The sequence below is a fragment of the Streptococcus sp. XMC genome, from assembly GCF_021341835.1.
Taxonomy (GTDB): domain Bacteria; phylum Bacillota; class Bacilli; order Lactobacillales; family Streptococcaceae; genus Streptococcus.
The window spans coordinates 143,780-168,320 of record NZ_JAJTNQ010000003.1; the positions used below are offsets into that span (position 1 = coordinate 143,780).

General features: G+C 44.5%; 21 protein-coding genes and 2 pseudogenes. All 23 read right to left on the reverse strand.

Going from position 1 to position 24,541, the window contains the following annotated elements; genetic code table 11:
* Nucleotides 1-57: 57 nt before the first annotated feature.
* The 23 genes and pseudogenes from LXO72_RS07225 to rpoB all read right to left on the reverse strand — a co-directional run bounded on the left by LXO72_RS07225 (nucleotide 58) and on the right by rpoB (nucleotide 24,201).
* On the reverse strand, nucleotides 58-213 hold the full coding sequence (locus LXO72_RS07225; RefSeq protein ID WP_233331956.1) for a hypothetical protein: 156 nt from the start codon (nucleotides 211-213) through the stop codon (nucleotides 58-60).
* A 96-nt stretch (nucleotides 214-309) separates the two neighbouring features.
* Entirely contained in the window at nucleotides 310-1,125 is an 816-nt protein-coding gene (folK, locus tag LXO72_RS07230) for a 2-amino-4-hydroxy-6-hydroxymethyldihydropteridine diphosphokinase (RefSeq protein WP_233331989.1), read from the reverse strand.
* A 26-nt stretch (nucleotides 1,126-1,151) separates the two neighbouring features.
* Nucleotides 1,152-1,706, reverse strand: a complete 555-nt coding sequence (gene folE, locus LXO72_RS07235) for a GTP cyclohydrolase I FolE (protein WP_006595126.1) — start codon at nucleotides 1,704-1,706, stop codon at nucleotides 1,152-1,154.
* A 1-nt stretch (nucleotide 1,707) separates the two neighbouring features.
* A complete protein-coding gene (locus tag LXO72_RS07240) occupies nucleotides 1,708-3,012 on the reverse strand; it encodes a bifunctional folylpolyglutamate synthase/dihydrofolate synthase (protein ID WP_233331957.1) in 1,305 nt (434 codons plus the stop codon).
* Between the two features lie 16 nt (nucleotides 3,013-3,028).
* A complete protein-coding gene (gene folP, locus LXO72_RS07245) occupies nucleotides 3,029-3,985 on the reverse strand; it encodes a dihydropteroate synthase (protein WP_233331958.1) in 957 nt (318 codons plus the stop codon).
* Between the two features lie 158 nt (nucleotides 3,986-4,143).
* Entirely contained in the window at nucleotides 4,144-4,830 is a 687-nt protein-coding gene (locus LXO72_RS07250; RefSeq protein ID WP_233331959.1) for a CPBP family intramembrane glutamic endopeptidase, read from the reverse strand.
* A gap of 133 nt (nucleotides 4,831-4,963) precedes the next feature.
* Nucleotides 4,964-6,160 carry an acetate kinase gene (locus tag LXO72_RS07255; RefSeq protein WP_233331960.1) on the reverse strand — a complete coding sequence of 399 codons (1,197 nt, stop codon included), beginning with the start codon at nucleotides 6,158-6,160 and terminating at the stop codon, nucleotides 4,964-4,966.
* A gap of 48 nt (nucleotides 6,161-6,208) precedes the next feature.
* Nucleotides 6,209-7,162, reverse strand: coding sequence for a class I SAM-dependent methyltransferase (locus LXO72_RS07260; RefSeq protein WP_233331961.1), 954 nt, complete (start codon nucleotides 7,160-7,162; stop codon nucleotides 6,209-6,211).
* 31 nt (nucleotides 7,163-7,193) lie between these two features.
* Entirely contained in the window at nucleotides 7,194-7,640 is a 447-nt protein-coding gene (comGG, locus tag LXO72_RS07265) for a competence type IV pilus minor pilin ComGG (RefSeq protein ID WP_233331962.1), read from the reverse strand.
* Entirely contained in the window at nucleotides 7,606-8,058 is a 453-nt protein-coding gene (gene comGF / locus LXO72_RS07270) for a competence type IV pilus minor pilin ComGF (protein WP_048717662.1), read from the reverse strand. The genes comGG and comGF overlap by 35 nt, the downstream gene beginning before the upstream one ends.
* The gene (comGE, locus tag LXO72_RS07275) at nucleotides 8,042-8,335 is read right to left on the reverse strand and encodes a competence type IV pilus minor pilin ComGE (protein WP_006595134.1); all 294 of its coding nucleotides are present in this window, start codon (nucleotides 8,333-8,335) and stop codon (nucleotides 8,042-8,044) included. The genes comGF and comGE overlap by 17 nt, the downstream gene beginning before the upstream one ends.
* Nucleotides 8,301-8,726: a competence type IV pilus minor pilin ComGD gene (comGD, locus tag LXO72_RS07280; RefSeq protein WP_042507426.1), complete on the reverse strand. Its 426-nt coding sequence runs from the start codon at nucleotides 8,724-8,726 to the stop codon at nucleotides 8,301-8,303. Before comGD ends, comGE begins: the two co-directional genes overlap by 35 nt.
* Nucleotides 8,695-9,012 carry a competence type IV pilus major pilin ComGC gene (gene comGC / locus LXO72_RS07285; protein WP_023022076.1) on the reverse strand — a complete coding sequence of 106 codons (318 nt, stop codon included), beginning with the start codon at nucleotides 9,010-9,012 and terminating at the stop codon, nucleotides 8,695-8,697. Before comGC ends, comGD begins: the two co-directional genes overlap by 32 nt.
* On the reverse strand, nucleotides 9,009-10,031 hold the full coding sequence (gene comGB, locus LXO72_RS07290; RefSeq protein ID WP_233331990.1) for a competence type IV pilus assembly protein ComGB: 1,023 nt from the start codon (nucleotides 10,029-10,031) through the stop codon (nucleotides 9,009-9,011). The genes comGC and comGB overlap by 4 nt, the downstream gene beginning before the upstream one ends.
* Nucleotides 9,973-10,914 (reverse strand): competence type IV pilus ATPase ComGA, encoded by a 942-nt coding sequence (gene comGA, locus LXO72_RS07295; protein WP_233331963.1) that lies wholly within the window; start codon nucleotides 10,912-10,914, stop codon nucleotides 9,973-9,975. Before comGA ends, comGB begins: the two co-directional genes overlap by 59 nt.
* Nucleotides 10,915-11,019: 105 nt before the next feature.
* Entirely contained in the window at nucleotides 11,020-11,397 is a 378-nt protein-coding gene (locus LXO72_RS07300; RefSeq protein ID WP_006595139.1) for a DUF1033 family protein, read from the reverse strand.
* Between the two features lie 532 nt (nucleotides 11,398-11,929).
* A pseudogene (locus tag LXO72_RS07305) lies at nucleotides 11,930-13,033 on the reverse strand (glycosyl hydrolase family 8).
* Between the two features lie 8 nt (nucleotides 13,034-13,041).
* Nucleotides 13,042-14,352: a glycosyltransferase family 2 protein gene (locus tag LXO72_RS07310; protein WP_233331964.1), complete on the reverse strand. Its 1,311-nt coding sequence runs from the start codon at nucleotides 14,350-14,352 to the stop codon at nucleotides 13,042-13,044.
* On the reverse strand, nucleotides 14,345-14,485 hold the full coding sequence (locus tag LXO72_RS07315) for a hypothetical protein (RefSeq protein WP_233331965.1): 141 nt from the start codon (nucleotides 14,483-14,485) through the stop codon (nucleotides 14,345-14,347). Before LXO72_RS07315 ends, LXO72_RS07310 begins: the two co-directional genes overlap by 8 nt.
* 9 nt (nucleotides 14,486-14,494) lie before the next feature.
* Nucleotides 14,495-15,283, reverse strand: coding sequence for a hypothetical protein (locus tag LXO72_RS07320; RefSeq protein WP_233331966.1), 789 nt, complete (start codon nucleotides 15,281-15,283; stop codon nucleotides 14,495-14,497).
* A 2-nt stretch (nucleotides 15,284-15,285) separates the two neighbouring features.
* A pseudogene (wecB, locus tag LXO72_RS07325) lies at nucleotides 15,286-16,439 on the reverse strand (non-hydrolyzing UDP-N-acetylglucosamine 2-epimerase).
* Between the two features lie 388 nt (nucleotides 16,440-16,827).
* The gene (gene rpoC, locus LXO72_RS07330; protein WP_154859104.1) at nucleotides 16,828-20,481 is read right to left on the reverse strand and encodes a DNA-directed RNA polymerase subunit beta'; all 3,654 of its coding nucleotides are present in this window, start codon (nucleotides 20,479-20,481) and stop codon (nucleotides 16,828-16,830) included.
* Between the two features lie 150 nt (nucleotides 20,482-20,631).
* Nucleotides 20,632-24,201, reverse strand: a complete 3,570-nt coding sequence (gene rpoB / locus LXO72_RS07335) for a DNA-directed RNA polymerase subunit beta (protein ID WP_048717467.1) — start codon at nucleotides 24,199-24,201, stop codon at nucleotides 20,632-20,634.
* Nucleotides 24,202-24,541 lie beyond the last annotated feature (340 nt).

The window sequence follows — 24,541 nt, forward strand, 5'->3', positions numbered from 1 at the left end:
GAGTGCTTGAACCAGTTGGCACCCAGGGGATTTTTCATAGTCTAATTGGATGGAGAGTTACCTCTCCTTAAAAAGATAGAGACCCACAATCAGTATCGGGACAAGGAGAATGGGATACACTTCTTTTGGCAGTAAGTTCGTTTCCAAACTCAACCAAAGGAAAAGAACAGCCAAGACAATCGCGATCAACCATTTTACAAGATAAGATTTCATGACACCCTCCTACTCCTAATCTATTTATGCATAGTATACTCCTGCTCAATTAACCTGTCAAGGTAAAAAAAGTAGTTGACCATTGGATCAACTACCCTATGTTTCTTTCACAGCCTCCCACAGTTGTCGGATCTGTTTTCTTTGGACAGGATCCACAAAGTAAGGAGCAATTTCATTTAAGGATTCTAGGACAAATGCCCGTTCTGCCACATACGGATGAGGGAGAATCAAATCTGGACTATAGAGGATCAAATCCTCCATATAAAGAAGATCCAAATCGATGACCCGTGGTCCCCATTTGATCTCACGGACCCGGCCCATTTCTAGTTCGATTCCTAGCAAGGTCTCAATCAAGTCTTGGGGCGTAAACCAAGTTTCGACCTCTACGACTTGGTTGAGGAAGCTATCCTGCTCGACCCCTCCCCAAGGTGCTGTCTCAATCTGAGAAGAGGTTTGGAGAATCGTGATCCCCTTTTCTTCTAGTCTAGATACAGCCGTCGCCAACTGTTGTCCCTTATCGCCCATATTGGTTCCCAGACCAATAAAGGCTCGTCTTTTTTCTCGTTCAATCGTGACCGAACAAGTATCCAAAGGTAGAGGAACTGGCGCCCAAGGTTTTTTCAGCTCAAGTCGAACCTTTTTGACAAAGTCATAGGTCGCAAAAATCTTCTCCACAAGCTGAAAAGCTACTGTCTCAATCAAATCAATTTTCTCAGCTTGAACCCAGTCTGTCAGTTGCTCTGCTAAGATTCCATAATGGATCGAAGCCGTCAAATCGCCCGTCCGAGCAGCCCGGGTCATCTCATAATCGACACAGACATCCAAGACAAAGCGCTGTCCCAATTCCTTTTCAGCGGAAAACACACCATGATAAGCATAAATTTCCAAATCTTTGATCCGTAATTGATCCACCATCGTCACCTCAGTTTATCTAGGGATTAGTGTCCCATTAGTTTATAGGCTTCGTTTTTCAAGTCTTTATCTGTCTCTAACAAGCCACGCGCTGCTGTCGTCACAGTAGCTGTCCCTGGTTTGCGCACCCCACGCATGTTCATACACATGTGCTCTGCTTCCACCCAGACAAGGGCTCCCTGCGCCCCCAGATACTCCATCAAGGCATCCGCGATTTCCACCGTCAAGCGCTCCTGGATTTGAGGCTTTTTGGCGTACACTTCCACCGTCCGAGCTAACTTAGAGAGTCCTGCTACGCGTCCATTTGGGATATAGGCAATGTGAACCTTGCCATAGAAGGGCAAGAAATGGTGTTCACACATCGAGTGGAAGAAGATATCCTTTTCCACCACCATATTGTTGTCCACAATCTCAAAAGATTTTGATAGGTGGACTTCCGCAGTTTGGTTGAGACCTGCAAAAATCTCTTGGTACATCTTGGCAATGCGTTCTGGTGTTTCTTGCAATCCCTCACGGCTTCCGTCTTCACCGACTGCGTCGATAATCATCTTCACGGCTTCTTGAATTTTCTTTGTATCCATGTCATCTCCTACTGATTTCTTCGATTAGAAAGGCTCTCACCTGAGCCAAAAAGTACAAGGATCCCGTCACTAAGAGGAGATCAGATTGTTGCGATTTTCTTTCTAGATATTGGGTTAAAAACAACTTCCATTCTTGATAAGGCAGGCCTTTTTGATGGGCTATTTCCTGCATGTCTCTCACGGAATAGGCGCGTGAATCCTCAAAGGTCGTCAAGGTTAATTGACTCTTTTCCAATCCGCTCCACAGTTCCAGCATCTCCTCAATCGCCTTGGTCTGGATACAGGTAAACAAGACTTGTTTGTCCAACTGTCCATACCGTTCTTTCATGGTGGCTACAAGAGGGGCCACTGCATGCGGATTATGGGCGCCATCTAGAATGATGAGGGGCTGGGTCGAAATAACCTCTAGGCGTCCCGGCCACTGGACCCCTTCCCAAGCTTGGAGGATTTCTTCTCGACTTAAGAAAGAGAGCCCCTTTTCTTGACAGAAGATATCGCAGAGAGCCAGGGCCAGCCCAGCATTGTCAACTTGATGAAGTCCCAAGAGCCCTGTCTTTAGTTGCAGTTCTTCCCGATACTGGCTCCGATAGCCAAAAACTTCCCCATCAACCAAAGACGCTTGGTAGCTAACTATAAAGTCCTGGCCTAACAGCTCTACTGGTGCCGATAAGCAGTTCGCTCGCTGCACAATGACTTCTTGGGCTTCCAGTTCCATCCGACCTAGCAAGACCGGAATCTTTTCCTTGATGATTCCCGCCTTCTCTCGAGCAATGGAGGCCAAATCCGGACCTAAGAGAGCCACATGGTCCAGGCCAATCGTCGTGATGGCTGTCAAGATAGGCTGACAAACATTGGTACTATCGAGACGACCACCCATGCCCACTTCCAGAATGACCACATCTGGCTTTTCTGCTGCAAAATAATCAAAAGCCAGAACGGTCATCAACTCGAACTCGGTTAAGCCCAGCAAGGTCTGATCAGAACTGTTTTTTGCAAGCAAGTCCTGATAGAGGGACAGATAAGTCTCTAAATCCTGATCTGAGATAGGAAGACCATTGATACTGATTTGCTCATGAAAGGAAACTAGATAGGGGGATGAGAAAACACCAACCCGCAACCCTTTTGCCTCTAGTAAAGACCGTAAATGGGCTAGGGTCGATCCTTTTCCATTAGTCCCAGCTAGATGGATTACAGGACAGGCTAAGTGTGGGTTTCCCCTCAAGGCCAGCAGGGCTTCCATTCGCTCCAAGCCAAAATGGGGCTCGGAAGAACGATAAGTGGCTAACCAACTGAGATCTACTGTCATATCTCTTCTCTTTTCTTTAGCGATATTGTTTCAAATGAAGGTCCTGCGCTTGATCGGCTTGGTAGACCGCACTACCGATAGCTACCGCCATCTTATGAAGAGGGATATCATGCACACGCACAATTTCTACCCCTTGGCTGGCAGCTACACTCGTCAAATGACTAGAGGCCAAATCCCGATTATAGAATCCTTCTTTCGTTTCAGGGTCAGTCTCAAATCCCTCTTCCTCCAGAATATTGACCACAAAGCGCTTCCGAGAGACTCCTAAAAAGATTGGATACCCCTTAGCATGAATGCTTTTTAAGTCCTGCAAGAGTTGGAGGTTTTCCCGTTTGGTCAAGCCAAAACCAATACCAGGATCTAAGAAGAGTTGATCCGGACTCAATCCTGCTTCCTCTGCCCGCTCAATGCTCTTAGCAAAGAAGGTCCACATGCTGTCTTGGATAGAAATGCTTTCAAACTGCGCCAACTCCTCTGATGAAAAGACCGGCTCAAAACCAAAGGTCGGAAAAATGACGGAACTTGGATGATGAGGACGAGCCATGACTGGATTAAACATAAGAATGGCTCCAGCCTGATCTTCTGCAATCACCCTCGCCATTTGCGGATCTCCTAGCAAGCCTGTGATATCATTGACCAAGTCTGCACCAGCTGCTAGGGCTGCACGAGCGACCTCTGACTTCCAAGTATCAACCGAAATCAAGATATCACTCTCTGCTCGAATTGCTTCAATGACGGGCACGACTCGCTGAATTTCTTCCTGAATTTCCACAAAATGGCTCCCTGGACGTGTGGACTCCCCACCAATATCCAGTATGCTTGCTCCTTCTGCTATTAACTTTCGAGCTTGCTCGAGAGCTCCTTCTACCGTTTGGTAGCGCCCCCCATCTGAAAAGGAGTCGGGGGTGACATTGAGGATACCACATAGAAGAGTCCGATCCTTGCCTAGTTGTCTCCATTCACTCTTTGACATATCTTCCTTCATCTTTCTAAGAAAAGCCAACCAAGCATAGAAAAGAGGTTAGAATCTTTCCAACCTCCGAGTTTGTCTCTATCTGCGCCTAGATGCTTCTTTGGTAGCTTACCAAAGCTTCTGAATAAAACCCATTGGTCCTATCATTCTACCATATTTTAAGCGGGAAGAAAAGAAACCAGAATAGTTATCAGAAAGGCAAAAGCATTCATGGTAAAGTGCAATAAAATCGAATATTCTACTCGTTTGTAGCGGTAGGCAACCCAAGTCAAGATGAGAGACATACCTCCATAGATGACCCAGGAGCCAAGATTACTTGGTGTGTGTAAATAGGCAAATACAAGAGCCCCAACCAAATAACCAATTTTTTCGTGCCCCTTAAAGATCAAGCGGGGAATCACAGCTCGACAAATAATTTCTTCTCCTAAAGGCGCCACTACGACAATGAGCAAACCCATTGCCAGCTGAGGGGCCAAGGAAGCCACCCCTTGGATGGTCTCTTGGTTAGCTGTCGTCGCCTCTCCCAACTGCCGAAGAAGGTTAACCCCAAGAGCATTATTGGCCAGCAACAGGAGAAAATAAAGGAAATTTCGCCCAATATCTCTGCCTTTGATTCGTGAAAAATCTAGTGAATCAAGTGGACTCCATTTCATAAACCACCAAAGCAAATAGACGAGGAGCATGGTAACCCCAAGGACTAGACTATTGATCGTCCAATTTGACCAAGCATTTTTAATCCCCAAGATCAAAGCGATCATGGGTAGTTGAGTCGCTATAAATAACGGTAATCCAATTAGTAACCACAGACCATTTGAAACCCATTTTTTCTCCATCCAATTTTTCATTATTTTACCTCGATTATCAAACTATTTTTCTAGTATAGCATAGATGAGCTACTGGAGCAAGCCCAAGTAGGAGTCATACAATAGAAAAAAGAGGCGCTTCAAATCAGCCTCTTCTCTCTTTAGAATAAAAGTCTTATCCCTTGTTTTTAAAGCGTTCAACATCACGGGCAATGACTAATTCTTCGTCCGTAGGGATGACCAAGACTCTCACTTTAGCATCCGCTGTTGAAATATCTCCTTCTGCACCAAAGACATTCTTTTCTGGATCAAGCTCACAACCAAACCAAGTCATCCCGTTAATGACTTGTTCACGGATTGTTTTAGAATTTTCCCCGATACCAGCTGTGAAGATGATAGCGTCTGCTCCATTCAAGACAGCAAAGTATTGACCGATGTATTTCTTAATACGGTCAACAAAAATGTCGTTGGCCAAAAGTGCCTTGTCATTCCCATTGCGCATGGCTTCGTGGATATCACGCATATCGCTAGAAAGTTCAGACACCCCTAGAAGACCAGATTCACGGTTCAAAATACGACTGATATCTTCTGGATTATTGAAATCTTCTGTGTGCTCCATCAAGTAAGGAATAATGGCAGGGTCAATATCCCCTGTACGTGTTCCCATCATGATGCCACCAAGTGGTGTGAAGCCCATAGACGTATCGACAGAAATCCCTTTGTCTACCGCTGTGATAGAAGCCCCATTCCCAATGTGACAGGTGATTAATTTCAACTCTTCGATTGGTTTTCCAAGAAGCTTTGCTGCTTCGTGGGCTACATACTCATGGCTGGTCCCGTGAGCTCCATACTTACGTACCTTGTTTTCTGTATAGTACTTAGTTGGAAGAGGGTAACGATAAGCTTTTTCAGGCATTGTTGTATGGAAAGAGGTATCAAATACAACAACACTGGTAATATCTGGTAACAATTCTTTAAAGGCACGGATCCCAGCAGCATTGGCAGGGTTGTGCAATGGAGCCAACAAAGAAAGTTCCTCAACCTTTTGAATGACTTCTTCATCTACAAGAGCAGACTCTTTGAAGTACTCACCACCTGCAACGACACGGTGCCCTACTCCAGTGATTTCATCGTAGGAAGCAATAATATTAAAACGAATCAAATCATCGAGAAGGATTTTAACCGCTTGTGTGTGGTTCTCAATATCTAAAACCTGTTTTTCTGCTCGACCATCGAATTTTACTGTCGAAATGGAATCTTTAAGTCCAATTCTCTCAATGAGCCCTTTTGCCAAAACTGTTTCTTCTGGCATTTGGTATAATTGCCATTTCAAACTTGAACTACCTGCATTAATTGCAATTGTTTTCGTCATTTTTTTACCTCTTTAAGCGTTTTCACTCCTATTATAGCAAAATTTTGTTTAAATTTCACTTTCTTTATTCCAGTTTTGAAAACTTTCACGGAATTTCATGAGGTCTTCCTGATCTTGCAAATCGGTCAAGGGATAAACAAATGGTTGGACCACCGCTTCTTCTTGCTTGCGGAAAACAAAGATGGTTTTTGCTAGATTGGCTGATCGAAAGAGGTTCTCTGGCAAGGTCACCATGGCCAAGACCTGAGCATGATCCTGCATCCATTTTTTCAACAGAGGACTCTGCTCGCTTGTCAAAAGATCATTCGGAGCTAGAAAAATAGCGACGCCACCTGGTTTTAAGTATTTTAGCGATTGTTCGATCAATAAATGATGGGCGTAGGTGTGCCCCTGAGGGGAAGCGACCTGGTAACGACTCGCAATGGCATCATCTGGATAATAACCGACAGGTAAATCGCTGATAATCACATCGCTCTCTTTCAAAACTTGTGGACGAACGGCATCACCTTGGGCAAAATTCACATCCGCCTTCATCACTTCTGCCATACTAGCCGCAAGGTCAATCAAGAGATCATCAATTTCCAAGCCCAAATAATCTAAGGAACGCTGACAGTTGTTCATCAAGGTTTGGGCTAAGTTCCCTGTTCCACTCCCAATTTCTAGCACATCTACTTGATCGGAACTAGCCAACTGATCCACTAGAAAGACCAGAAGAAATCCAATCCCATCTGGCGTAAATTGGTGATTGGCCTGTAGAGGCTCTGTTTGGGCAGCCTTCATCAAAAGATACTGGAAGGAACGACGCCACTCTTCCTTGCTCAAGTTCAAGTCCTTCAGGTGCTGGTTGTTTTCCTTCACTAGAGTCAACTCTGTTTGCCCATCCAGATAGATAGCATTCTGCTCCACTAGAGCATCATAAAAGTTGGTCTGCAAATCATTTTGGATAGTTTGGGTATTCTCTAATAGGTAGCCGTAGGCTTTCTCAATTTTTTCGAAATTCATGCTTTCCTCCATCTCTTAATCATATCAAATTTTAAGAGTTTTCGCTATGCTTTTCGAAGGTCTGAGGCTTCTCTTTCTCTGTTGTGGTCGAGTGATCTGTAGCCGAATCTGGAGTCTGCTTCTCCTTCTCCTTCTTGTCGGTTTTTTTCTTTTCCCGAGGAGGTAGAGCAAAGGTGAAATGGTAGCTTCCCCCATCTTGTAAGTGACTCGTTACGTTGGCAAAGCCCAATTTTTCTTCCAAATCGACTCGGCCAGTTGAGAAGGTCATGTTTTTTTCTTCCCGATCCCAAGTATCAATCGCCAATTGAGCTTGCGCATAAGCCTGGATCCGGTGCTGACTAGCAAGGAGGATCCGTCTCTCTGCCACTTGTCTGTTCAGGTAAAACTGAAGCAAGAGACTAAAAACCGCCGACATAAAAAGGGCATAAAGAAGGATCCCGGCCTCAATCTGCTTCTTTTTTATCCTTTTCCACCACACGGTAGACCACCTCCCTTTCTAACCCTTCTTCAAAGCGCAGTTGAATAGACACCAGATCCCCTCTTTTTTCAATCCAGGCGGATTCAACTCCATCTATCATCGGTTGATAGCCGCGGCCAGTCGCATCTGTCTTTCGGATATCTCCCCCCTTAGCCAGTCCAATGGCTATGGGTTTTTGATCCTGAACAAGGTAGAGTTTGTTGTCTCTGACCTCTTCAAATTGACTACGAGACAATTCAATGTCCAGCTGATCCTGAAAGAGTAACCATTCCTCTTGCTTGATGTGACTTTGGTACTGGAGTTCTTGACGCAAGAGGCTTGTCAATCCTTGAAACACCAATAAACCACCGCTAATGACGAGCAGGGCAACCAAGGCCTCCAGTAAAGTAAAGGCTGGCAGTTTAGTTCTTTTCAACAGCAATCACAACCTTTCCTTCATGATAGACCTTTAAGGACTTGGCAGACCTCTCCACCTGGACACTGACCTGATTGATGCTCAATTGATCCTGCCTGGTCTGGATCGCCATTTTTGCGACTCGCAAGACTTCTCCTTGTCTCAACTCTTCTAAGCGCTGCTGTCGCGAGTCCCCTAGCTCTCCCAGCACAAGGGTCGTGAGGACACCAAACATCGCTAGAGCAATCAGTCCTTCTAACAAGAGACTAGCGGGGAGCCGTCGATTTTTTAATTTTTCCATTCCCAATTGCCAACTGATAGGTCACCACCTCTTTCTCTGTCTGAAATTGAATCTTGGTCAGGCTTGAATTGCCTCCTGCTGGATCAAAGGTCAGTTGCTTCTCTCTGACCACTTCCACCCCTTTTGGAAGCGGTAATTCTTGATAGGGACTATGAACCCCACCGTGGTCGATGGAAAGGAGAGCTCTCTCCTCTTTTGCAATACTCATCTTTTGCGTCTCCTGATAGACCCGTTCGAATTCCGAGAAAAACAATGTTTCTTCCACCTGCCCAAAGGCTTGATGGACTGACCCAGCTAGCAGCCAACATAGAAGGCTGACGATACCTAGAGTTAGTAAGCTCTCTAGAAGGGTGAAAGCCTTAATCTGCAACCGCACGGTGATCACCTGCATTCTTCACATAGTGAGCACGGTAGGCTTCTGCTTGTTTTTGAGTGATTTGTCCTTCTGCGACAAGCTTAGAAAGACTAGCTTTTTCATTCTGATGATTGAGTTCATAGAGCTCAGCCTGGCTCTCCACGACTTTAACGACTGCTCGATTTCCTGTATCTGTTACCGAATCTTTCTGCTTGGTCAAGTTCGGAACAAAGAGCAAGAGAAGAACGCTGATAATGAGCAAAACAACTAACATTTCAATCAGAGTAAAAGCTTTTACCTTGAGTGTGCGCAATGATTTCATAAAGGAACCTCCAAATTTTCATAAATCGGCAGCAACATGGCTGCATAGAGCAAAACAATCATAAGAGCAACAAAGACAAAGACCAGTGGTTGGACGACATTCATGGCCTTGTTCAAACGATGGAAAAAGCCTGCCCAAGTCTTGTCTGCATAGATCTCCAGCTCACTACCGAGCTTGGACTTAGCCTCCCCATATTCAATCATGAGGGCCAGCTCTCGTTTAAAGAAAGGATAGGTCTGAATATGGTCAGAAAAAGACCTGCCACGAGCCAATGCCCGTTCTAAATCCTGTCCAATCTCTCGAAAGAGACGGGAACGTTGCCCCTGCATCACAGGAAAAATTTGATTCAGCTCCAACCCTTGGGCAATCATACTTCCCCATTCTCGAGCATAAAAAGCTGTCAGATAATCCTGTAGGAAGGGGCGAAGAAAAGGAAGTCTAGCCAAATATGAAACCAGGGCCAGTCGCTTGGCACGACGGCCTAGGAAAAGGAGCATCAAAACTCCAATCGTCAGCACCACACTCCCTAACAAAACATACTGGGGAAAGACACTGATCAGTCGTGTCGCTCCATTTTGACTCTCCAACTGAGGCAAGAGATAATTTTTCAGCCCTAGCATAATCAAGATCAAAAATCCCAGCAAGAGTACGGGATAGGTCGCCACCTCAACTAGTTTCTTTCGAACCTGGGCCAAATTTTCCAGGTAGCTACGGATTTTTTCCAAACTTAAGGTGACATTTCCATGCTGCTCCGCTAGTGCTAATTGAGTCGTTACCTGATCGGAGAAACCTAGATCAGAGAGAATGGCTGACAGGGGCTTTCCGTTGGCTAGTCCAACTTGCATTCTTTCAACAAAATTGGCTTCTACCAATTGACTGCGCCGAAGAAAGTCGATGACCTCAGATAAATGAAAGCCACTGCTGTAGAGATTGTGAAAGAGCTCAATGACATGTTCTTGCTTAGCAATCGATAATTTTTTCGGCTTGCGCCTGATCCAGCTCAATATGTCCCGCTTCATAAAGCGCATCCATTTGCTGGTTCCACTTTTGACTGGAGTGGTTTTGGTAATCTTGGATGACAAAATCAGTGACACCTCCTCCCTTTATCAAACGCTGGTAACAGATCCCTTGAAGGACAATCCGTAACTCCTCCTCACTCACCCCCAACTCCAATAGGCGTTCGTAGACCCCAGGAATGCTCTTGGCATGGATGGTGGAAAAGACCGTCACACCTGTCAGACTAGCCCGAATAACCGCGCGAGCTGTCTCCGTGTCACGGATTTCTCCGATGAGGAGGAGATCCGGGCGATGACGCAGAGACAGTTTAATCAAGCTATCATAGGTCATGCCAATCGCTTCATTGAGTTGTAGTTGCAGCATCTCTTCTTGCTTAATTTCTACCGGATCTTCAATCGACATGACTTGTTGCCCCGAAAATTTCTTCTTGGCCAGGGCATGCATCAGTGTCGTCTTCCCCGATCCGACTGGACCCGCAAATAAGTAGAGCCCCCGCTTACTCACCTTCTCTTCTAGCTTTTGAAGTTGGTCAAACCAGAAACGGAGCTCTCGGTCCTCATTATGGAGCAGGCGAATAACCAAACTCTCATATCCCCTATAGTCTCCCACAGTAGACAAGCGTAAGGACAAGACCTTATCCCCTAGAGAATAGTCACAGGATCCCAATTGACTCCGGCGCCTTTCCCCCACATTCATCCCTGCCATAAACTTAAAATGGCTGATGACCGCTACCATTTGTTCTTGCGAATAGGTCTCGACAAAGCGTCGCTCATCCCCAACCCTTAGAAAGAGCTGATAATCTGACGCTCGAGGAACAAAATAAATATCCTGAGCTTCGGCATTCGATGCCATTCGAATTATGGATTGTGCAATTTCTTGAACCATATTTCCTCCTTTCACTATATAATTCGCAATTAATTGGCCAACTAGCGCTGGATTTAGAAAAAAGAGCAAAAAAAAGAAACTCAACTGCATATTGAATTTCTCTTCCTATAGATTATTGCTCTCGTAGTCTAGCTTACAAGAGCGATGAGCCGTGTGGGCATTCTCTTTTTCGTAACCTGGACGACGCTTGCTTCTCGGAATCTTCTGATCGTTTTCTAATAAAGCAACTGAATGATATTGTTGCACGTATTCCGCACACTCTTCACACCAGCGCTGATCCTCAGGATCCCAAAAAATCGTCATTAAATCACTTCTACTTTTAAATAATGGAGATTGCTCTCTTAAAAGTAACCATTGGCGTTTGTAGTATTTTAGGGCTTCATAATAGTCATCAAAACTCTGACTAGTGACAATGTCCTTCTCCCAATCTTCTAAAAACCACCAGGGTTCATAATCCCCATACATTTCAATTACTTGATACATATTTCTCTCCGTCCTTTGTATCCAATATTATATATAAAATCCTTTGATAATAAAAGAATTCTGCTTATGAAAGAAAAATACAGTAAATTTTCCGAACATTTCCAATGTTTTCTTTCAAAATCTCCCCTTATGGAGGAGAGACAGGCTATTTTTTGACAAGAAAAAACTGAGAAGCCTAAGTTCTCAGTTCAGATTGAATATAAAATCTTCTGAAAAACTTCCCTTAGGTGAGTACGGACGTCAGCGACCTTCTACGAAGTTCCATGACTTAGTTTTGAGCCTCTTCGCTTTTCAATTTTTAGGCTCAGGCTAAAACAGTTTCCCAAACTGTTTTACTCTCAAAACTCCCGAGTGCTAGAAACACCAGTGTTTCTAGCACTTTTCTCACTGTGGAAAGTTTTTAATCTTTTTAAACGGCTAAAAAATAAAAGTCACTTTTTTGAAAATCAACTAGCCGTTTTATGAAAAACAATAGTTTGTCTACATTCAAAACTGAGAACCTAAAGTTCTCAGTTTTTCAAATGATGATCCATTAGAACAATTGAAGGGCAATCATAGTTGTCATGGTTGCATCGTAATAATTTTCTGTTGATAGATCTTGCATAAAGATAAACTTGTTCTGCTGCACCAACTTGAGATAGCCATCTCCATTTTCAGCCGCATAAGATACAGGAGCAATGAAGCTAGCTGCTTGGTACTGATGAAGGGCATTTCCTTTCAGATCATAGCCTGCATAGATATTTCGTTGCTTCATAAAGAAGTCCAGCATCTTCTTGCCCAATTTTTGACTGGTCTTGTCCTGGCTTTGAGCCAAGTTGTATGGCAGGCGACAAGCGTTGTAAGAATAAGCACCATCATACTTGGATTCGATAGTATCTGGATCCGCTACACGCGCCCCTTGTTCATCTACCCACATAAAGTCTGGCAGAAGGCCTGTCTTAGTTTGCGAACTGATGGCATCAAGCTGGGCCAACATCTTCTCTTTAATACTTAACCATTGTTCATTTCCAGTCAACTCATAGAAGGATTGGAAAAAGGATGGAAGGGTATCAGAGGTTCTCATCAAGTGATAGAATTCGGAATCTTGATTGGCCCAATTCCCAACGGTCAAGACACCCGTTGTCTCATTGTAGTTGTACTTGAGAATGTCGTCCAAGATAGCCTTGGCTTGCTGTTGATAGCCTTCACCTTTTTCAGGCCACTGTTTTGCGGCCTCCATCAAGGCCTAGGCTATATATAGATCACCATCCGTCGCATTTTGATGCTCAGATGAAAGCTCCCCTTTTTTGATGGTTTGTTTCCAAGCCATCAATTGGGTATCATCTAAGCGATTGTTTTGATAATAACGATACAGACGGTCAAAATCCTTTTGGTCGGCAAGGTCTTTCTTAGCCGCCTCTACTGTGATCAGCATGCCATAACCTTGCGCTTCTGACAAGACAACCGTTTCTTGGTCGCTATTGGTCGTACGAACATAGGATTGCTTCCCATCCGTCACGAGGTAGTGTTCCGTCCATTGACGATAGAGGCGGTTCCGCATCTCTACCTTACTTCTTGTCCGAGCTAAGAAGAGGGTCAAACAAAAGACTGCCAGGATGACCACAAACCATAAATATTTCATTTTTTTTGATCTCATAAGTCCTCCTAACCAGCAAACCGTTTCGTTTTCACCCACTTGGTTCCTTCACGGTGAAGCAATTTATCCATGATGATGGATGAAATGGAATCGATCGAAACAATGATAAAGAGTTGGGAATAGCTAAAGTAGGCTGCTAGGGCCAACCAAATCTGTTTCACCGTCGCCTGACCAAACTGAGAAGCCATGGCAATGTTGATTTGCAACAAATACAAACCAATCATTAGCACCCAGTTAAAGAGCATCAATTGGGCAATGTAGATATTTTCCGAGTCAAAAGCAAAGGGAATCTGTACGCCTGGGGCGAAGAGATGGATAAACATGGCAAGGACGTTGGCAAAGAAAATCAAATCAGAAAGAACAATGGCAAAGTTAAACCAAAAGAAGATACAAGAATAGTTAAAGACTTCTAACTTAACACGCCAGTTCCCTTTCCCGAATAAGTGTTTAAAGTTGGAAAGTACAACCTCGTAGTTCCCTTTTGCCCAACGTTTCCGTTGCATGTAGTAGGTTTTTAGGGTCTCTGGCTCTTGTTGGAAGGCTTCCGAGTTGTAGGCCAAGGCGATCAGTTTTCCGCTTTGCATAATCTTGAAGGAAATATCCGTATCTTCCGTCAAGGCACCATTCTTCCAACCACCGATACTTTTGACAAATTCTGTTTGGATAATAAAGTTGGTCCCTGGAATCCGTCCGATTTTGAAGAGATTCCACATCCCGACGTGATGAACCCGTTGGGTCACGACGATTTCTTGGTTGATACAACGCGTCAAGAAGTTCTGGTTGGCATTTCTCGTCTTGTTGCGTCCAAATGAAGCCACATGGCGTTCTGGATCTTTAAGAACTTCCTTGACCAAGAAATAAAGAGCATTTTTCTCAGGCATGGCATCCGCATCATAGACACAGATATAATCCCCTGTCGCCATCTTCAAGGCATCGTTCAAGACTCCAGCTTTCCCACCTGTACCAGTACGATCAATAATGGTTACGTCTCGGCCAGCGTATTCCGGAAGGGCTTTGACGGCCAAACACTCCTCATAGGTACGATCCGAGCAGTTATCTGCAAATAGAAGCAACTCCACACGATCATGAGGGTAATTCATATCCAAAATCGCCTTAGCAGTTTGAGCAATCACCACATCTTCATTGTAGGCAGGTACCACGATAGTTACTTTAGGATAATAGAGAAGCGGGCTTGTATCCACACGGAAATCACTGTGTTTCAACCAGAATTGAACCGCTGAAATCAAGATCACCAAGCCCCAGGCTAGAGACAACCAGATAGAAATCAAGGTGAAAATCATTAAAATTTGACTAATCATGGTCCACCGCCTTAAAGTTTTTGTTTACCCGATGGTAGATGACCAAGTAGGCAATGAATAATGCACCGAAGCACACCGCAAAGAATAGACTAATCCCTAAGGCTAGCCCAAAAAATAGGTTTGTAAGAGTCATCGGTTCCTCCTAATATTCCACAATAATATCCGTTTCAAGTTGACGTTTCAAGTTACTAATAGCTTCCTGGTAGCTATGGAATTTCGTCCGATTGGTCGAATCCACCACCAAGTATCCTTTTTGGAATTGAATAGCTTGATTACCGTCTTCTCCCTTAAAGACCAGAGATTCTAATTGATTTTTTAAATACAACTGATAATATTCTTGCAAATTTCGTTGCTGACTATTCGTAAGTACTAGGAAATTGCCGTCTGAAACATAATAAAGTCTCTCATCTTGTATCAAATGGTGGCCAATCAGATAATGAATTTGGTTCAGCGTCCGATTGTACTCACGAGGATGAATTTGATAGAAAAGTTCCTCATGAGACCAATGAATCAAGAGAGCTTGTAATTTCTGTTCCTTTTGAATACCTGAGTGTTCCAGCAAACCACGGTAGGCAACTTCAGCGTCCTCTTCTTGGTTTTGAACCTTGGCAACTTCTTTAAATAAATAGTAGCGAATTTTTGATAGTATTCCAATCAGAATAGGGAAAGAGAAAAGCAATAACAGTGCTTGGTTTGCAGGGATATACACAACTCCTGCCACCAGAAAGACAATTCCTAAACCGACTGAAATTAAAATCGTCCAAGTCAGAAGCAAATTGGATAAGACAAGAGAGGCAAACAAGGCTAACACGAGAAAAAGAACTTCCTCTATAATAATCTCGCGTACAAAGAATAGACAGTATAACAGGACAGCCAATTCAAAGCCGACCAAAATAAGCATCCAGTCCCCTAAATGATTCCTTCTTTTCATTCCTAAATCTCTCCCTCCATAAATTCAGATACCGAGTCAACGAGGCCATAATAGTGCTGAATGGCTTGAACAATCCGCTCAGATGCTTTCCCATCTCCATATGGATTTCGGGCCGAAGCCATCTTTTGATACAGATCTGGGTCCGTCAACAGAGCCGTCATTTCTTCCTTGACCCGCTCAGGATCGGTTCCGACCAATTTTAAGGTTCCAGCTTTGACACCTTCTGGACGTTCGGTCGTATCCCGAAGGACTAAGACAGGCTTGCCTAAAGAAGGGGCCTCCTCCTGAACTCCTCCCGAATCAGACATAATAAAGTAACTTCTCGAAGCGAGGTTATGAAAGTCAAAGACGTCCAAAGGCGCAATCAAATGAATGCGGTTGTGCTCTCCTAAAATGTCTTTAGCCGCCTCTTGAACAGCTGGACTGAGGTGGACTGGATACACAACTTCCAATTCCGGATGGGCATCCACCATTTCTCTCAAGGCACCAAACACAGCTCGCATCGGCTGGCCTTGGTTTTCCCGACGGTGCATGGTCACTAAGACCAGCTTCTTCTGCGGATCCAGCTGATCAAGGACCTGGTGGTGATAATCCTCTTGTACCGTTAATCGCAGGGCATCAATCGCCGTATTCCCAGTAATGAAAATGGACGACTCCGGATGATGTTCCATGACAAGATTGGCCTTGCTTTCACTGGTTGGGGCAAAATAGAGATCCGCCAAGTTATCTGTCATTTGACGGTTCATTTCCTCAGGGAAAGGCGAATACTTATCGAAGGTTCTGAGACCCGCCTCTACGTGACCGATACGGACTTGGTTATAGAAGGCAACAAGAGACTAGCCGCAAAAGTCGTCGTTGTGTCCCCATGGACCAAAATCATATCCGGTTGCACTTCTTTCACGACTGGATCAAATTTTTCAAGGATTCTAGCCGTGATATCTAAAAGAGATTGGTTTTTCCCCATGATGTCTAGATCGTAATCCGGTTGAATACGGAAGGTTTCTAGCACTTGATCCAGCATTTGACGATGCTGTGCAGTTACCACTGTGATCGTTTCAATGGTCTCACTTTGCTCTTGGAGCTCTAAAACCAGGGGAGCCATTTTAATAGCTTCTGGGCGCGTTCCAAAAACAACCATCACTTTAATCTTTTTCATCATCTCACCTTTTTACCTTGTGATTTTATTAACAAAATCAACAACATATTTCCCATCCATTCTACCGCCAATAGCTTCAAAAGTCAAACTATCTCAATACTTTCGTAATACATTTAATGGAATTTTAATAATCTGTAATTTATGTGTAATATTTGTGTATCTTACATCCTTAAAACCCTTGAAATGACTGGTTTTTATACCATATTTATTTTAACATCCAAATGTTTCTAAAGCTTGTTTTAAAATCGTATAATATGCATCTTATCAAATATATATTTATCTTTATGCATATTTTTAATCTGATATTATAGGAGAAAACAGTGTCTTTCTATTCATTTTTAGGCATAAAAAGAAGCCTTACTGAAGATCAGTAAAGCTTCTTTTAGGATTAATTTTCTTCCACTACAGTTGCTTCAACCATTTCAGTTGCTTCTTCTGTAACAGGAACTTCTTCGATAATTTCGACTTCATTGACTGCTTGTGGTTCCAAGTTACGGTAACGAGCCATACCTGTACCAGCAGGAATAATCTTACCAATGATAACATTTTCCTTAAGTCCAAGGAGATGGTCTTTCTTACCACGAATCGCTGCGTCAGTGAGGACACGAGTTGTTTCCTGGAAGGAAGCCGCTGACAAGAAACTATTGGTTTCAAGAGAGGCTTTGGTGATTCCCATAAGGACAGGACGAGCCGTCGCAGGAACCCCACCAGAAATAACCACATCACGGTTGGCATCTGTAAAGTCTGTGATATCCATAAGAGTACCCATGAGAAGGTCTGTATCTCCCGGATCCATAACACGAACCTTACGGATCATTTGACGCACCATTACCTCGATGTGTTTGTCGCCGATTTCTACCCCTTGGCTACGGTATACTTTTTGTACTTCCGCAAGGAGGTAAGTTTCAACAGACAAGACATCACGAACAGCAAGGAGACGTTTTGGTTGGATAGACCCTTCTGTAAGAGCCGCACCACGAGAGACTTGATCTCCCACTTCGACTTTCATGCGGGCTGTGTAAGGGACAACGTATTCTCCCTCTCCAGTCGCACCACGTACAAAGACTTTCTTGGTCCGTGTCGAAGCATCTTCTTCAATGGCTGTGACTTCCCCCTTGACTTCAGTGATGACCGCTTCCCCTTTCGGATTGCGAGCTTCAAAGATTTCTTGGACACGAGGAAGACCTTGCGTGATATCGGTATTTGAGGCAACCCCACCCGTGTGGAAGGTACGCATGGTCAACTGTGTACCAGGTTCCCCGATAGATTGGGCAGCGATGGTTCCGACTGCTTCACCAACTTCAACCGCATCACCAGTCGCCAAGTTGATACCATAACAGTGACGGCAGACACCATGACGAGTGTTACATGTGAAGACAGAACGGATGGTCACTGCTTCAACACCTGCATTGACGATGTCGCGAGCGATATCTTCTGTAATCAAGGTATCTGGACCAACGATGACTTCTCCTGTTTCAGGATGTTTAACAGTTTTCTTGGTATAACGACCTGTCAAACGTTCTTCCAATGGTTCAATCATTTCTTTACCATCTGTAATAGAGGTAATCAGAAGTCCACGGTCAGTTCCACAGTCATCTTCACGAATGATCACGTCTTGGGCAACGTCAACCAAACGACGAGTCAAGTAACCTGAGTCGGCTGTCTTAAGGGCCGTATCGGTCATCCCTTTACGCGCACCGTGAGTAGAGAAGAACATTTCCAAAACGCTCAAACCTTCACGGAAGTTTGAAAGGATCGGCAATTCCATGATCCGTCCGTTTGGAGCGGCCATCAAACCACGCATACCGGCAAGCTGTGAGAAGTTTGAGATGTTACCACGGGCTCCAGAGTCCATCATCATAACGATTGGGTTCTTCGGATCTTGGTTATCAATCAGACGTTTTTCCAATTTCTCACGGGCTGCACGCCATTCAGCTGTAACCGCATTGTAGCGCTCATCATCTGTAATCATCCCTTTACGGAACTGTTTGGTGATTTGTTCTACACGTTTGTGAGATTCTTCAATGATTTCAGCCTTGTCTTCAACAACTGGAATATCGGCAATCCCCACTGTCAAACCAGCAAGGGTTGAGTGGTGGTAACCTAAGTCTTTCAAACGGTCCAAGAAAGCAGATGTTTCTGTTGTACGGAAGCGCTTGAAGATTTCCGCGATGATATTTCCAAGGTTTTTCTTCTTGAATGGAACGTTTAATTCCAATTTCTCAATCGCTGCTTTGACATCTTGACCAGGTTCCAAGAAGTACTTAGCTGGAACGCCTTCTGTCAAGTTGGCATTATTTGGCTCTTGGAGATATGGAAGTTCTGCAGGCATGATATCGTTAAAGAGGATCTTACCAACAGTTGTCAAGAGAATCTTGTGTTGTTGCGCTTCTGTCCATGGCTTGTTCAAGCTATCGGTCGCAATTCCGACGCGAGTATGCAAGTGAACATAGCCATTGCGAAGGGCCATAACCGCTTCATCACGGTCTTTGAAGACCATGCCTTCACCTTCACGACCAGCTTCTTCCATAGTGAGGTAGTAGTTCCCCAAAACCATATCCTGTGATGGAGTAACAACCGGTTTACCATCTTTAGGGTTCAAGATATGCTCAGCAGCCAGCATCAAGATACGAGCTTCTGCTTGGGCTTCTTCTGAAAGCGGTACGTGAATGGCCATTTGGTCACCGTCAAAGTCGGCATTGTAGGCTTCACAGACAAGTGGGTGCAAGCGAAGGGCTTTCCCGTCAATCAAGACAGGTTCAAAGGCTTGGATACCCAAACGGTGAAGGGTAGGTGCGCGGTTCAAAAGTACTGGGTGTTCTTTGATAACTTCTTCGAGGATATCCCAGATACGTTCATCTCCACGTTCCACCAAGCGTTTAGCGGCTTTCACGTTTTGCACGATATCACGCGCTACGATTTCACGCATCACGAATGGTTTAAAGAGCTCGATGGCCATTTCACGTGGCACACCACATTGGTACATCTTAAGAGTCGGACCAACGGCGATAACGGAACGTCCTGAGAAGTCAACACGTTTACCGAGCAAGTTTTGACGGAAGCGTCCTTGTTTCCCTTTAAGCATGTGGCTCAATGATTTAAGCGGACGGCTACCTGGTCCTGTGATCGGACGACCACGACGACCGTTGTCGATCAAAGCATCAACGGCTTCTTGGAGCATCCGTTTTTCGTTTTGCACGATGATACCAGGGGCATTCAACTCAAGCAAACGTGCCAAACGGTTGTTCCGGTTGATCACACGACGGTAAAGGTCATTCAAGTCAGAGGCAGCAAAACGGCCACCATCCAATTGGACCATCGGACGAAGATCTGGTGGAATCACGGGAAGGATGTTGAGAACCATCCATTCTGGCTTGTTGCCAGATTTGTAGAAGGCATCCAAGACATCCAAACGGCGAACAGCCTTCACACGTTTTTGACCAGTTGCAGTCTTCAATTCTTCTTTCAAGACAGCAATTTCAGCTTCCAAATCCACTTGTTTCAAGAGGTCTTGGATCGCTTCTGCCCCCATCTTAGCGACAAAGGAACCTGGTCCGTATTCACGCAAGCGTTCACGGTATTCACGTTCTGTCATGATAGACTTGTGCTCAAGCGGTGTATCTTTTGGATCGATCACCACATAAGCTGCGAAGTAGATGACTTCTTCAAGGGCACGAGGACTCATGTCCAAGGTCAACCCCATACGAGAAGGGATGCCTTTAAAGTACCAGATGTGTGACACAGGTGCTTTCAATTCAATGTGTCCCATGCGTTCACGACGAACCTTGGCACGTGTTACTTCCACACCACAGCGGTCACAAACGATCCCTTTGTAACGGATCCGTTTGTATTTTCCACACGCACATTCCCAATCTTTTGTCGGTCCAAAGATGACTTCATCAAAGAGACCTTCACGTTCTGGTTTCAATGTACGGTAGTTGATTGTTTCAGGTTTCTTGACCTCTCCATAAGACCATGAACGGACCTTGCTTGGAGAAGCTAGGGTGATTTGCATACTTTTAAAACGATTTACATCAACCACTATTTCTTACCTTTCTTTATGTTCATTATCGATTGTATGTTCTTCTGCTTTTTGGCGAAGGAGAGAAGGAACTTCCTTCACACCTTCAAGCCGAAAGCTTGGGATAGAGAACCTTCTCAGGTTTTCCATCCTCTTGAACTACATGTTAAATTATTCTTCTTTCCCTTCAGCTTCAAAAGCCGCGCGAGCTTCCTTGGCTGCTTTTTCACGTGCTTTTTCTAGATCATCTACGTGGATGACATCGTCGTCTTCCCCTTCATCAAGATCGCGAAGTTCAACTTCTTTGTCATCTTCATCTAGGACACGCATATCCAATCCAAGTGATTGCAATTCTTTCACGAGTACTCGGAAGGACTCTGGTACACCTGGTTTTGGAATTGGTTTTCCTTTGGTAATCGCTTCATAAGCTTTCAAACGTCCGTTGACATCGTCTGACTTGTAGGTCAAGATTTCTTGAAGGACATTAGACGCACCATAAGCCTCAAGGGCCCAAACTTCCATTTCCCCGAAACGTTGTCCACCAAACTGAGCTTTACCTCCGAGTGGTTGTTGGGTAACCATTGAGTATGGTCCGACAGAACGAGCGTGGAGTTTATCATCAACCATGTGGTGAAGCTTGATCATGTACATGACACCGACAGAAACACGGTTGTCAAATGGCTCACCTGTACGACCATCGTAAAGAATGGTCTTGGCATCGCTATCCATACCAGCTTCACGAACGGTATCCCAGAGGTCTTCTGAGCTTGCTCCGTCAAAGACTGGTGTTGCGATGTGGATACCCAAGTTACGAGCCGCCATACCAAGGTGAAGTTCCATAACCTGACCGATATTCATACGTGATGGCACCCCAAGTGGGTTCAACATGATATCAACTGGTGTACCATCTGGAAGGTAAGGCATGTCTTCAACAGGAACAATACGGGATACAACCCCTTTGTTTCCGTGACGACCGGCCATCTTATCTCCGACGCGGATCTTGCGTTTTTGTGCGATGTAAACACGAACCAACATGTTGACACCAGATTGCAATTCATCTCCGTTTGCACGCGTAAAGATCTTGACATCACGAACGACACCATCTCCACCGTGAGGTACACGAAGAGAAGTATCACGCACTTCACGAGATTTATCTCCAAAAATCGCGTGGAGGAGACGTTCTTCAGCAGAAAGATCTTTTTCACCCTTCGGTGTCACCTTCCCAACTAAGATATCGCCTTCTTTTACTTCCGCACCGATACGGATAATACCCATTTCGTCAAGGTTTCTGAGAGCATCTTCCCCAACGTTTGGAATTTCACGAGTGATTTCTTCAGGGCCTAACTTAGTGTCGCGCGTTTCTGATTCGAATTCTTCCAAGTGAACAGATGTGTAGACATCTTCTTTCACCAAGCGTTCGCTCATGATAACGGCATCCTCGAAGTTGTAACCTTCCCATGTCATGTAGGCAACGATTGGGTTTTGACCAAGGGCCATTTCCCCTTTTTCCATCGATGGACCGTCTGCGATAAAGTCGCCTTTTTCAACGACATCGCCAACTTTTACAAGGGTACGTTGGTTGTAAGCCGTACCTGAGTTTGAACGACGGAATTTTTGGATATGGTAAACATCAAGAGATCCATCTTCCCGACGAACTTCTACCTTGTCAGCATCGGCATAAGTAACCTTCCCATCATGTTGCGCAATGACTGCAGCTCCTGAGTCATGGGCTGCTTGGTATTCCATACCAGTACCCACGTAAGGCGCTTTTGGATCGATCAATGGCACAGCCTGACGTTGCATGTTGGCACCCATGAGGGCACGGTTGGAGTCATCGTTTTCCAAGAAAGGAATACATGCTGTCGCAACGGCAACTACCTGTTTTGGAGATACGTCCATGTAGTCGACTTGATCAGATGGGAACTCTTGGTTGTTACCACGGTGACGTCCCATAACGATTGGCTCAGCAAAACCACCTTTTTCGTTCAACTTAGAGTTGGACTGGGCTACGATGTACTCATCTTCTTCATCAGCTGTCAACCAAACGATTTCGTTGGTGACCACACCTTTTTCACGGTCTACTTTACGGTATGGCGTTTGGATGAAACCATACTTGTTCAAGTGTCCATAGGATGACAAGTTGTTGATCAAACCGATGTTTGGTCCTTCAGGTGTTTCGATCGGACACATACGACCATAGTGAGTGTAGTGCACGTCACGGACTTCATATCCAGCGCGGTCACGTGTCAAACCACCAGGCCCTAAGGCAGACAAACGACGTTTGTGGGACAACTCAGAAAGTGGGTTGTGTTGGTCCATGAACTGGGACAATTGAGAAGATCCAAAGAATTCTTTGATTGCTGCAGTTACTGGACGGATGTTAATGATTTGTTGAGGTGTTAATACTTCGTTATCTTGAACAGACATGCGTTCACGAACGTTACGTTCCATCCGTGAAAGTCCAAGACGCACTTGGTTGGCAAGCAATTCACCAACGGCACGGATACGACGGTTTCCAAGGTGGTCGATATCATCCACTCGGCCAAGACCTTCAGCCAAGTTAAGGAAGTAGCTCATTTCAGCAAGGATATCGGCTGGGGTGATGGTACGAACCTTATCATCTGGATTCGCATTGCCGATGATGGTAACAACGCGGTCTGGATCCGTTGGTGCCACAACCTTGAATTTTTGAAGAACGACTGGTTCTGTCAATACTGCTGAATCATTTGGAGTGTAGACAATCTTGTTCAAATCACCGTCCAAATGTTCTGAGATGCTGTCGATGACATCGCGTGTCATCACGGTACCAGCTTCTACAAGGATTTCTCCTGTTTCAGCATCTACCAATGGTTCTGCGATCGTTTGGTTCAACAAACGGTTCTTGATATTGAGTTTCTTGTTGATCTTGTAGCGACCAACTGGGGCCAAGTCATAACGACGTGGATCAAAGAAACGGGCTACCAACAAGCTACGTGAGCTTTCCGCTGTTTTTGGCTCACCTGGACGAAGACGCTCATAAATTTCTTTGAGGGCTTCATCTGTACGAGAATCCATTGGGTTTTTGTGGATATCTTTTTCAACAGTGTTGCGAACCAATTCGCTATCCCCAAAGATATCAAAAATCTCGTCATCCCCAGAGAAACCAAGGGCACGAACCAATGTCGTAAATGGAATCTTACGCGTACGGTCGATACGAGTATAAGCAATATCTTTTGAGTCTGTTTCAAGCTCTAGCCAAGCTCCACGGTTCGGAATAACCGTTGATCCATAGCCAACCTTACCGTTCTTGTCCACCTTATCATTGAAGTAGACACCTGGTGAACGTACGAGCTGAGATACGATGATCCGCTCTCCACCATTGATGATAAAGGTTCCCATCTCGGTCATGATTGGGAAATCACCAAAGAAGACTTCTTGAGTTTTGATTTCGCCTGTTTCCTTGTTGACCAAGCGGAAGGTTACAAAGATTGGGGCAGAATAGCTCGCATCATGGATACGTGCTTCTTCCAAGGTATACTTTGGTTCTCTGATTTCATAGCCGACGAATTCCAACTCCATTGTGTCTGTGAAGTTCGAAATTGGCAATACATCTTCGAAAACTTCTTTCAAACCATGATCCAGAAAATCTTTAAATGAATCCGTTTGGATTTCAATCAAATTTGGTAAATCAAGAACTTCTTTGATTCTTGAAAAACTACGACGGGTCCGATGTTTCCCGTATTGAACGTCATGTCCTGCCAAAGTTTTAACTCCTTTTCTATACTAGGATACCAGCTAGGGGAAGCCCCTCTCTGAAGATCCGGTTTCTAGATCGCTTCTGACCACATCAGAATAGTTCTGATCCAATCGAAACGACGTTATGAAGGGGGTGTGATCTACATCACGTGAGAAGAAAACTCCTCCGTATCATTCATCCTTTTTGGAATTTTTAGAAAGATTAAGTTTGTGTGACAAACTCGGTTTTTTCTAAAAATAGGCACAAAAAGAGCAGCTAAATCGACTTTTATAAAGTTTGATTTAACTGCTGTAAGCTTCTATTTGGACAATATTTCAAATAAAGCGCACGACAAATTACTTGTCC

Coding starts and splice junctions, on each gene's coding strand:
- LXO72_RS07225 (WP_233331956.1), bottom strand. CDS start 213: ATGAAATCTTATCTTGTAAAATGGTTGATCGCGATTGTCTTGGCTGTT.
- folE (WP_006595126.1), bottom strand. CDS start 1,706: ATGGATACAAAGAAAATTCAAGAAGCCGTGAAGATGATTATCGACGCA.
- LXO72_RS07240 (WP_233331957.1), bottom strand. CDS start 3,012: ATGACAGTAGATCTCAGTTGGTTAGCCACTTATCGTTCTTCCGAGCCC.
- folP (WP_233331958.1), bottom strand. CDS start 3,985: ATGTCAAAGAGTGAATGGAGACAACTAGGCAAGGATCGGACTCTTCTA.
- LXO72_RS07250 (WP_233331959.1), bottom strand. CDS start 4,830: ATGAAAAATTGGATGGAGAAAAAATGGGTTTCAAATGGTCTGTGGTTA.
- LXO72_RS07255 (WP_233331960.1), bottom strand. CDS start 6,160: ATGACGAAAACAATTGCAATTAATGCAGGTAGTTCAAGTTTGAAATGG.
- LXO72_RS07260 (WP_233331961.1), bottom strand. CDS start 7,162: ATGAATTTCGAAAAAATTGAGAAAGCCTACGGCTACCTATTAGAGAAT.
- comGE (WP_006595134.1), bottom strand. CDS start 8,335: ATGGAAAAATTAAAAAATCGACGGCTCCCCGCTAGTCTCTTGTTAGAA.
- comGD (WP_042507426.1), bottom strand. CDS start 8,726: ATGCAGGTGATCACCGTGCGGTTGCAGATTAAGGCTTTCACCCTTCTA.
- comGC (WP_023022076.1), bottom strand. CDS start 9,012: ATGAAATCATTGCGCACACTCAAGGTAAAAGCTTTTACTCTGATTGAA.
- comGB (WP_233331990.1), bottom strand. CDS start 10,031: ATGAAGCGGGACATATTGAGCTGGATCAGGCGCAAGCCGAAAAAATTA.
- comGA (WP_233331963.1), bottom strand. CDS start 10,914: ATGGTTCAAGAAATTGCACAATCCATAATTCGAATGGCATCGAATGCC.
- LXO72_RS07300 (WP_006595139.1), bottom strand. CDS start 11,397: ATGTATCAAGTAATTGAAATGTATGGGGATTATGAACCCTGGTGGTTT.
- LXO72_RS07310 (WP_233331964.1), bottom strand. CDS start 14,352: ATGATTAGTCAAATTTTAATGATTTTCACCTTGATTTCTATCTGGTTG.
- LXO72_RS07315 (WP_233331965.1), bottom strand. CDS start 14,485: ATGACTCTTACAAACCTATTTTTTGGGCTAGCCTTAGGGATTAGTCTA.
- LXO72_RS07320 (WP_233331966.1), bottom strand. CDS start 15,283: ATGAAAAGAAGGAATCATTTAGGGGACTGGATGCTTATTTTGGTCGGC.